The 9,326-nt window shown below is 70.6% G+C and carries 10 protein-coding genes and 2 pseudogenes; 8 read left to right on the top strand and 4 right to left on the bottom strand.

The annotated features are described in order from the left end of the window. Both KS423_RS29305 and KS423_RS29300 read right to left on the bottom strand, forming a co-directional pair. Positions 1-381: pseudogene (locus KS423_RS29305) on the bottom strand (hypothetical protein); the annotation flags it as partial. Beyond that, positions 378-557 carry a hypothetical protein gene (locus KS423_RS29300; protein ID WP_224282790.1) on the bottom strand — a complete coding sequence of 60 codons (180 nt, stop codon included), beginning with the start codon at positions 555-557 and terminating at the stop codon, positions 378-380. The gene KS423_RS29300 and the pseudogene KS423_RS29305, both read right to left, overlap by 4 nt. A 29-nt stretch (positions 558-586) precedes the next feature. On the opposite strand from KS423_RS29300, the gene KS423_RS29295 reads away from it, so the two are divergent. Both KS423_RS29295 and KS423_RS29290 read left to right on the top strand, forming a co-directional pair. After that, positions 587-1,102, top strand: a complete 516-nt coding sequence (locus tag KS423_RS29295) for an ATP-binding protein (RefSeq protein ID WP_308020262.1) — start codon at positions 587-589, stop codon at positions 1,100-1,102. Between the two features lie 28 nt (positions 1,103-1,130). Beyond that, positions 1,131-1,961 (top strand): hypothetical protein, encoded by an 831-nt coding sequence (locus tag KS423_RS29290; RefSeq protein WP_224282789.1) that lies wholly within the window; start codon positions 1,131-1,133, stop codon positions 1,959-1,961. Positions 1,962-2,291: 330 nt separating this feature from the next. On the opposite strand, the gene KS423_RS29285 is transcribed toward KS423_RS29290, so the two are convergent. Both KS423_RS29285 and KS423_RS29280 read right to left on the bottom strand, forming a co-directional pair. Beyond that, entirely contained in the window at positions 2,292-2,453 is a 162-nt protein-coding gene (locus KS423_RS29285; protein ID WP_224282788.1) for a hypothetical protein, read from the bottom strand. 274 nt (positions 2,454-2,727) lie between these two features. Then, positions 2,728-2,982 (bottom strand): hypothetical protein, encoded by a 255-nt coding sequence (locus tag KS423_RS29280; RefSeq protein WP_224282787.1) that lies wholly within the window; start codon positions 2,980-2,982, stop codon positions 2,728-2,730. A 623-nt stretch (positions 2,983-3,605) separates the two neighbouring features. Between KS423_RS29280 and KS423_RS29275 the strand changes: the two genes are divergently transcribed. The 6 genes and pseudogenes from KS423_RS29275 to KS423_RS29250 form a co-directional block, all read left to right on the top strand. Beyond that, on the top strand, positions 3,606-5,345 hold the full coding sequence (locus KS423_RS29275) for a peptidoglycan-binding protein (RefSeq protein ID WP_224282786.1): 1,740 nt from the start codon (positions 3,606-3,608) through the stop codon (positions 5,343-5,345). 19 nt (positions 5,346-5,364) lie between these two features. Continuing rightward, entirely contained in the window at positions 5,365-5,823 is a 459-nt protein-coding gene (locus KS423_RS29270; RefSeq protein ID WP_224282785.1) for a hypothetical protein, read from the top strand. Between the two features lie 187 nt (positions 5,824-6,010). Beyond that, positions 6,011-7,858, top strand: a complete 1,848-nt coding sequence (locus tag KS423_RS29265) for a phage tail sheath C-terminal domain-containing protein (protein ID WP_224282784.1) — start codon at positions 6,011-6,013, stop codon at positions 7,856-7,858. Positions 7,859-7,865: 7 nt separating this feature from the next. Beyond that, complete coding sequence (locus KS423_RS29260; protein WP_049649365.1) at positions 7,866-8,390, top strand: phage tail protein; 525 nt, start codon at positions 7,866-7,868, stop codon at positions 8,388-8,390. A gap of 11 nt (positions 8,391-8,401) precedes the next feature. Continuing rightward, positions 8,402-9,133, top strand: coding sequence for a hypothetical protein (locus tag KS423_RS29255; RefSeq protein WP_224282783.1), 732 nt, complete (start codon positions 8,402-8,404; stop codon positions 9,131-9,133). Then, positions 9,126-9,326, top strand: a pseudogene (locus KS423_RS29250) (hypothetical protein); the annotation flags it as partial. The gene KS423_RS29255 and the pseudogene KS423_RS29250, both read left to right, overlap by 8 nt.

Raw genomic sequence — 9,326 nt, 5'->3', positions numbered from 1 at the left:
GCTCGGGTACGCCCGTCTGTCCATGAGCCGCAGAACATCACCCGGGCCCCGACTGGCACGCCAGTACGGCCGACGTTCACACGAACGAGCGATCACGAACCGAGAGAAAGGGGACTTAACGTCCTCTGAGGCGATCCGCCAGCCACCGCCCTCGACAGGTGCGAACGTCGCTTCAAAGACGCCAAAGCCGGTCCAGCTCCGGTGCAGGAACACGACATCGCCCTCAACGACAACGTTCCACTTCTCATCCATACCCCGGGACCGGTAACCGAGTTGGATGCGCTCCCACTCCTCATCCGACCAGATCCGGTCCGGCAGGACACCAATCGCCGTGGGAACCATGATCGACTGGAGGGGTTTGCGAAACGAGGATCGGGTCACGCGTTCGTCAGTGGGCAGTCGCACTCCTCGTCGCACAAGCACGCGCCGCACGCGGCGCACAACTCCTGGCTGTCCCGGCCGAACCGCGGCGGGTAGGTCATCTGCTCCCCGCACCAACCGCACGTCCTGGAGTCGAGGATGTCGCCCTGGCCGCCGCCCTGCTGCTGATTCGCCACGGACAAAACGTAGCGGACAAGATCAACCCTTGCATCTATGTCTTCGACGTCACCACCAGGGCGATCGCCTGGACCGAGCGCTTGACCCCCAGATAACGGGCGGGGTCGGAACGACACACGTCGCCCAGGCCCTGGGCCACCTCGCCATCCGCCAGGGCGCGAACGCCCGCTTCACCAAGACCAGACGCGTCCTGGCCGAGCTGGCCGGTGGCCACGCGAACCGCACCTGGGACAAGCGGATCCGCGAGTTGGTCCGCCCCGACGTCCTCATCCTCGACGACTTCGCGATGCGCCAGCTCACCGCTGCCCAGGCCAACGACCTCTACGAGCTGGTCAGCGAACGACAGGGCCGTTCCCTGATCATCACCAGCAACCGGGCTCCCAGCGGCTGGTGTCCCCTCTTCCCCAACCCCGTCGTCGCCGAGTCCCTGCTGGACCGGCTGATCAACACCAGCCACCAGGTCATCATGAACGGCCCCAGCTACCGCCCCAACAAGCGACCCAGGAACCCGACGGCCAAGGGCGAGGCCGCCAGACCCGACTGAAACCTCGCCGCAGTACGCTGCGCAGGCCATGAGCAACCACTTCACTCCCGCACCAGCCCCGCGCGATCTGCCGGACAACGCGACCGGCGAAGACCTCCAGGAGGCATGGAGGACCGGTCGCGTCTTCGGTCCGCCGATCCGACGGATCTTCCGGGACGTCATCACCGACCGTCTGCCCGCCGGGCGCCGGGCGCCGCAGGCGGCAATGCTGTTCGAGCCCTTGGCGGATCCGTTCTGGGAGAACGACTTCTGGTTCCTCAGCGACTTCTACAGCGTGATCCTGCACCAGGACACCTGCCAACCGGGAACAGCCGAGGGGGTCCAGCTGCTTGCGGCCCTGGCTCTTGACGACCGGATCCCCCCCCGGCACCGGTTTGGAGCGATGGACCTCCTCTTCAGCGCCGCAACAGTCGCGGAACGTCATCTGGCCCGGTGCTGGCCCGAGACTCCCACCTGCGCGGATCCAGACAGCGAGGCCCGGACCCGTTCAGCTGTCGAGGCCAGCGCCCCAAGCCTCCTGGCTCGCTGGGAAGCCGAATGCCCGGCAGTGCGACTCGCCCTTGCGGGGCTCGCCGTGGTCTTCCCAACGGACCGGACGTTGCCGGCACTGACACCACGCCTGCGGCAATTCATTGACCAGCACCCGCTCGGCACGGACACCGGCGACTACGTGCGGTTCGCTCTGGTGATGGCCGCCCAGCACGACGACGAGACGCTCGCTGCCGTCGAGAAGTTCACCAATGCTCACTGGCGCGGAACATCCCGCGGAGCACCCACCAGAGCCCGAGCCCTTCACCTGCTCGGTCAGATGCTCGACAAGGTCGGTTCCAACCTCACCCGGTCACAGCCTGGGGAATAACGGGCTCTGGCGCTGATCTTGTGATCGGGCCAAGCCGCAGGCCCCCACTGATCCGTCTCGCCCGCCTCTTCGTATCTTGGTGCCATGGCGAATGAAGCAGAGTCGGCATCACACACCAATCGGTGGGGTGACACGGCGAATTCGGCCCCAGACAGCGAGTCCTGCCGAGACGTCTGCACGTGCTTCGACCAGGGCCGGGTGAGCAACCGGCGACGGGTGTACTTCCACAGCGAGCGTCAGGACACATCTTCGCCGGCCTGGCAGAGCTGGCCGGCCGGCCGGCCGGTCCGAGTAGTAGGCCTCGTACTGGCCCCCGGGGCGGGCGCCAGGTCAGGGCAGGTCGACGAGGACGGACGGGCACGGGTTCGCCTCGTGGTGGTGGTCGGCGAGCAGCTCGTACATGGCGGCGAAGAGGCGGTGGGTGAGGACCTGGCCGCCGAGGAAGGCGATCTTGTCGGGGACGGCGGGCGGCGGGGTGGCGCCGCCGGCCATGGTGAGGAAGGCGGCGGTGATGTCGCGGGGGGTGACGGCGCTGCTGGTGCTCGCCAGCTACGCGCTCGTCGCATGAGCCCGGAGGCCCCGCTCCGCCGGCCTTCCGAGCGGTCGACGGGGCGGGGGCCCAGCCCGTCACTGACGGAGGTCTGGGGTGTCCGGGAGTGGGGGTCTTGGGGGTCAGCCCCTCGTGGGGACGGGATTGGCCGGGTCGTCCAGCCACGGGGTGTGTCTGTCAGGGGTGACGGTCACGCTTGGGCCCTCGCCCTCGCCGTCAGCCGATGACAGTCGCCGGGTTGAGCAACGCCGCCGTCGGCGAACGGACCGAACCGTCCTTTTCCGCTGTGAGGGTGGCGAACGTGTCGCGCCACAGCGTGCCGAGCACGAGGACGGGACCACGACCGGGATCGAGGAGCAGGGCCGTGACCGCCTCGGCGACTGCCCCATCGGGCACGGCGAGGAAGCGCTGGGATTCGTTGAACCACAGCACGGTGTTCGCCAAGGGGCATTCGCCGTCCAGGGTACGCATCAGCTCCATGGGACCTGCCGGGCGCCAGACATGCCAGGGCTCCGGAAGCTGCCGAACGGCTTCCCACAGGGATCGTGTCTTTCCTGCGGAGGAGTCCGCGACCAGGACCGCCATCCGGCTCTCCCGTTATCCCGACTCGATCTCCGCACGCAACCGGTCGTCGTGGGGACGCCGCAGCGACCAGCTCGCCGGACACATGTTCACCTACGACGGCGCCGAGGACCTGCACGGCAACTGGAGCTCGATCGCCCGGTTCACCTCCACCCCGCCCGCCGCGACCCCGGCCGCGCCGACTACGCCCGGGCGCTGAAGCGCATCCGCTCGGCGGCGCTCAGCCGGGGCGCCGCCTCGGCGGGCCTGACCATGACCCCCTGACCACCGGACAGGACCCCCGAACACCCTCGCCGCGGCGTGTCGTCCGGTGGATGTGCCAGTGGCACAGGCCTGCGGAGCGGGCCGCCGCAGGAGGCTCGCATAACCCACAGAACACCTTCAAATCAGGGGAGTTGACGTTAAGTCAGTTCTACTGTGGAGTGAGCATGACGCCCTGGCCGGCGTCGCGCGCCCCGGGGGATGGGGCCGGTCGGCCGTGGCTGCCATCGGCGCAAAGGGGGAGCATCCTGATGGCATACGCGAAGGGTTATGACGTCTCCGACTTCCAGTCGGGCATTCCGGGGGACGCGGAGTTCGTCTTCATCAAGGCCACCGAAGGCGGCCACACCGGCCAGTCGGGGTACGCCGACAAACTCGCGGACGCCCGGGGGCGCGGGCTGGTGGTCGGGCACTACCACTTCCTGCACGCGGAGAACCCGGTCGAGGGTGAGGTGGAGCACTTCTGCCAGGTCGTGGGGCAGGTGCCCGCGGGCGAGCTGCTGGTGCTGGACTTCGAGCCGTACGGACAGTCGGTCGGCGACGGCGACGCGACCGAGGCGAAGAACCGGTGGCTGGCGGCGGTCAAGCAGCGTTACCCGGACCGCCTGGTCGGGCTCTACACCAACCGGGACTACTGGTTCCGGACGGACGACAACGCCGGCGACTTCCTGTGGATAGCGGACTACGTTTCCGCGGGTTCGCCGCGCATCCAGGCGTCCTGGCGCTTCCACCAGTACAGCGACGACCCACTCGACGCGGACATGTTCAACGGCTCGCTGGACGAGTTGCGGGCGTGGGCCGGCGCCGGCCGGGCCCCGGACCCCGAGCCACCCGCGCCGACCCCGGGGCCGCAGTCGCCCGGCTGGCCGGGGCTGCAGCTGGTGGACCGGGACCAGTGGGGCGCGCGGCCCTGGCGCGAGCCTAACGGTTCGATCCCGTACGCCGGTCCGCGCGCCGGAGTGAAGGTGCACTACCTCGGCACGACGTACACCTTCGACACCCACGACACCTGCCCGGCCTACGTACGGCGCCTCCAGGCCTCACACATGGACGACGACGGCTGGTCGGACATCGGCTACAGCTTCGTGGTCTGCGAGCACGGCCACGTGTTCGAGGGCCGCGGGCTGAACCGGCGCAACAGCGCCAACGGCGACGTCCCGCTCAACGAGGCTCACTACGCGGTGTGCGGGCTGGTCGGCTCCTCCGGCTCGACCGTGCCCACCCCGGAACAGCTCAACGGGCTGCGGGACGCGATCGAGTACTGCGAGCAGCAGGGCCCGGCGGGCCCGGAGATCAAGGGGCACCAGGACGGCTACTCGACCGACTGCCCCGGCCCGGCGCTGTACGCCTGGGTGACGTCGGGTGCGCCGCGCCCCTCCGGCACGGTGGTCACCCCACCCCAACAGCCCGCGCCCCAGCCGGACCCGGTCCCAGACCCGACCCCGGCCCGGTACCGGAAGGACGTCGGCGGCCTGTCGTACGGCTACGGCGCGCACGGTCCGCAGGTCACCATCGTCGGCGAGGCGCTGGTGGCGGCGGGTTTCGGCTCACACTACGGGCAGGGCCCGGGACCGGACTGGACCGACGCCGACACCCTCAACTACGCCGACTACCAGCGCAGTCTGGGCTACTCCGGCGGGGACGCGGACGGCGTGCCCGGCGAGTCCTCGCTGCGCCGGCTGCTCGGCGGGCCGATCCCGCTGGCCGAGGTGTCGAAGTCGCGGGTGGTCGCGGCGGCCCGCCAGGACCCGGACGCGCCCCAGGGCGCCACCACGCACGCCGACGACGTGTACACGGTGGAGCGGGCCCTCGTCGCCGAGGAGCTGCTCGACCGGCAGTGGGCCGACGGCTCGTTCGGCACCCGGACCATCGACGCCTACTCCGCGCTGCAGCGCCGGTACGGGTACAGCGGGCAGCAGGCGGACGGCATACCCGGCATCAACTCGCTGACCCGGCTCGGCCAGGCGCACGGCTTCACCGTCGCCGGCTGACGTCGGCCGAGGAGGACAGATGTACCAACTCGCCCTGTCCCTGTGGCGCACGTGCGTTCCCTACATCGTCGCGTTCCTCGTGGTGCAGGCCGCGCGGCTCGGAATCCACCTGGACAACGCCTCCGTCACCTCCGCCCTGGTCACCGGCTTCGGCACGGTCTACTACGCCGCGTTCCGGTTCCTGGAGCACCGGTTCGGCGCGAGCTGGGGCTGGTTCCTGGGGGCCGCCCGGCCGCCGTCCTACCAGCCGCCGGTCCCCGCGCCCACGCCGGCCACACCTGCACCCACGCCTGCCGCACCTACGCCTGCGCCGTCCGCACCTGCACCCACGCCTACGCCCGCGCCGGCTCCGGCGCCTGAGCCCGCACCTGCACCCACGCCTACGCCCGCACCCGCACCCGCACCCGCACCCGCAGCGACGCCGCCGGACCCCACGCCGGCCCGACCCGACTACCGGAACCTGCCCGAAGGCGGCTGACTGGCACCAGCACAGGGGTTGCGGAATGCCCAATTCCGCAACCCCCGAAAAGGCCCGGTATTACAATTAGCCTTTTCTGTTCATGTCTTGACGAATTGTCGCCTGAATCCGAGACTGAGCCTGCCACCAATGCATCCGGATCCCATTTCACCGGCCTCTTGATGCACGAAGTGAACGGAGGGGGAATTTGCCGACGACACCGACCTACCCGGGCGTCTACATCGAAGAGCTTCCCAGCGGCGTCCGTACCATCACCGCGGTGAGCACCTCGGTGACCGCCTTCGTCGGGGCCACCCGGCGCGGCCCGCTCAACCAGCCGGTCACCATCACCAGTTTCGCGGACTTCGAACGCCGTTTCGGCGGACTCGCGAGTCAGAGCCCGGTCAGCTACGCCGTCCAGCAGTTCTTCCTCAACGGGGGCTCGGTCGGGATGGTGGTCCGGGTCGCGGCGGCCGGCACCGGCGCCGCCGCGGGCGTCACGCTCAACTCGACGCAGACCTCCACCGCCACCCCGGCCCTGGAGGTCACGGCCGTCGAGCCGGGGCACTGGGGCGGGGGGCTGCGGGTCGCCGTGGACTACCGGACGCCGACCCCGGCCGAGACCTTCAACCTCCAGGTCTTCGACACCTCCGGCGCCGTCCGGGAGTCCTTCGCGGACCTGTCGGTCCGGGCCGCCAGCCCCCGGTTCGCCGAGACGGTGGTGAACAGCGGCTCGACTGTCGTCCGGGTCAAGGTGCTGGCGGAGAGCCGGCCGGACCCGGTGGGCACCGTCTCCAAGCCCTTCGCGGCCACCCTGCCGGACCTCACCCACGAGATCCAGGTGAAGATCGCCGACGTCTCGCGGACCGTCACGATCTACGACCCCGCCGCGGACGGCACCGCGCCGACCACCGTCCCCGAACTCGCCCTGCTGCTGGAGCGCAAGCTGCGGGCCCTGCCCGACGCCCCGGGCAAGCGGGCCTTCGCGGGCACCCGGGTGAGCGTGTTCGGGCGGCAGCTCCAGGTCGTCGCCGGCTCCACCGACCCGGCCGACGTGGTGCGCTTCCTCGGTGAGGCCGCCAACAACCTCGGACTGGAGGGCTCGGTCAACCCGCCGGTCCTCGCCCTCGCCGGCGGCCAGGACGGCGGAGCCCCCGGCATGACGGACCTGATCGGTAGCGAGGCCGGCAAGACCGGCATCCAGGCCCTGCGCGACGTGCCGGACGTCAACCTGCTGGTGCTGCCGGAACTGGCCGGCTACGCCAGCGTGGACGATGCCGTCACGGTCGTCTCGGCCGCCCAGGCACTCTGCGTGGAGCAGCGGATGTTCCTGATCGTCGACTCGCCGCAGGCGTGGACGACGCTGGACGCCGCCCGGGCGGGCCTGTCCGCCTTCGACTCGGTGCGCAACGACCACGCCGCGCTGTACTTCCCGCACCTGGAGCTGGTCGACCCGCTCACCGGCCGGCTGCGCAGCTTCCCGCCGTCGGGCACCATCGCCGGCGTGATGGCACGCACCGACGGCCAGCGGGGCGTGTGGAAGGCACCCGCGGGCACCGAGGCCGGACTGCCCGGGGTACGCGCGCTGACCGTCCCGCTGACGGACCGGGAGAACGGCCTGCTGAACCCGCTCGCGGTGAACTGCCTGCGGACGTTCCCGGTGGTGGGCCCGGTGGCGTGGGGCGCGCGGACCATGGCGGGCGCCGACGCGCTCAGCTCGCAGTGGAAGTACGTCCCGGTGCGGCGCCTGGCGCTGATGCTGGAGGAGAGCCTCTACCGCGGCACCAAATGGGTCGTGTTCGAGCCCAACGACGAGCGGCTGTGGGCGCAGATCCGGCTGAACGTGGGCGCGTTCCTGCACTCGCTGTTCCAGCAGGGCGCGTTCCAGGGCACGTCGGCGCGCTCGGCCTATTTCGTCAAGTGCGACAAGGACACCACTACGCAGGACGACATCAATCGCGGCGTGGTGAACGTCGTGGTCGGATTCGCGCCACTCAAGCCCGCGGAATTCGTGATCGTCAAGATCGAGCAGCTCGCCGGACAGTTCGAGGTTTAGGATCTCCATGGTCGAGTTCACCGTCAATCCACACCGGTTCGATCCGTACAAGAACTTCAAGTTCCTGGTCGTCTGGGACGGTCGGGTCGTCGCCGGAATCAGCAAGATCAGCCCGCTCAAGCGCACCACCGAGGTGGTGAAGCACCGCAGCGGGGGCGATCCGAGCGCACCGCGCAAGTCGCCGGGGCGCACCGACTTCGAGGCGGTCACCCTGGAGCGCGGGGTCACCCACGACCCGGAGTTCGACCGCTGGGCCAACAAGGTCTGGATGGTCGGCGCGGGCCGCGGGGCGGAGGTCTCGTTGCGGGACTTCCGCAAGGACCTGGTGATCCAGGTGCTCAACGAGGCCGGTCAGGTGGCGGTCGCCCACAAGCTGTACCGTGCCTGGCCGAGTGAGTACCAGGTGCTCGGCGAACTGGACGCCAACGCCAACGCGGTGGCGATCCAGAGCCTCAAGCTGGAGGTGGAGGGCTGGGAGCGGGACGAGGAGACGCCCGAGCCGGAAGAGCCCTCGTTCCAGCAGCCGGCCTGAGCGGCCGACCGATGGAACTCGCCGGGGAGGCCGCCCTGCTGGCCGCCTGGGAGGCCGGGCTGGCGGCCGGCCGCACCGGGCGGGCCCTGCTGCTGCACACCGTCGCCCGTCCGGGCGCCGGGACGGAGGAACTGCTGGCCGTACCGATCGGCCGGCGGGACGCAGAACTGTTCTGCCTGCGCGCCGAGTTGTTCGGCGAACTGCTCAACGTGCGGGTCGGCTGCCCGAGTTGCGCGGAGGAGATGGAGTTCGCCTTCGACGCCGGGCAGGTGGTCGGTGCCGCGCGGCCGGCGGACGGCCCGCTGCGGGTGGAGCTGGACGGCTGGCAGGTCGGCTTCCGGCTGCCCACCCCCGGCGACCTGGCCGCCGCCGAACAGGCCCCCGCAGGCCAGGCCCGGGCCGTTGTACTGGAGCGGTGCGTGCTGACCGCCGAGCACGGCGGGGAGCCGGTCGCCGCCCGGCAGCTCCCCGAACCGGTCCAGCGGCGCGTGGCCGAGGCCGCCGCCGCGGCCGACCCCTGCGCGGACGTCCGGCTGAACCTCAGCTGCCCCGAGTGCGGCGAGCAGGCCCTCGCCGAGTTGGACATCGCCTCCTACCTCTGGGAGGAGCTGGACGACTGGGCCCGGTCGACCCTGCTCGACGTCCACCTCCTGGCCACCGCCTACGGCTGGAGCGAGGCGGAGATCCTGGCGCTCAGCCCGCTGCGGCGCCGCTACTACCTGGAGCTGTGTGCAGATGCCTGACCACTTCGACCGCCTGGTGGCGAAGGACGGCCCGAGCGGGGACCGGGCCGGGGTACGGGTGCGCCCGCGCCTGCCGGAGCCGTTCGAACGGCTCGACGCGCTCGCTCCGGCGCTGCCGGTCGTGGACGAGGAGTCGTTCGGGCCGGGCCGCTCGGGCGGGCGACCCGCTCCCGTGCCACTCGCCCGGCCGCCG

It is taken from the genome of Streptomyces sp. LS1784 (assembly GCF_020103755.1).
Classification (GTDB): Bacteria; Actinomycetota; Actinomycetes; order Streptomycetales; family Streptomycetaceae; genus Kitasatospora.
Note: the sequence above shows the minus strand (reverse complement) of the source record. Positions and strands in the feature narration are given on the sequence as shown.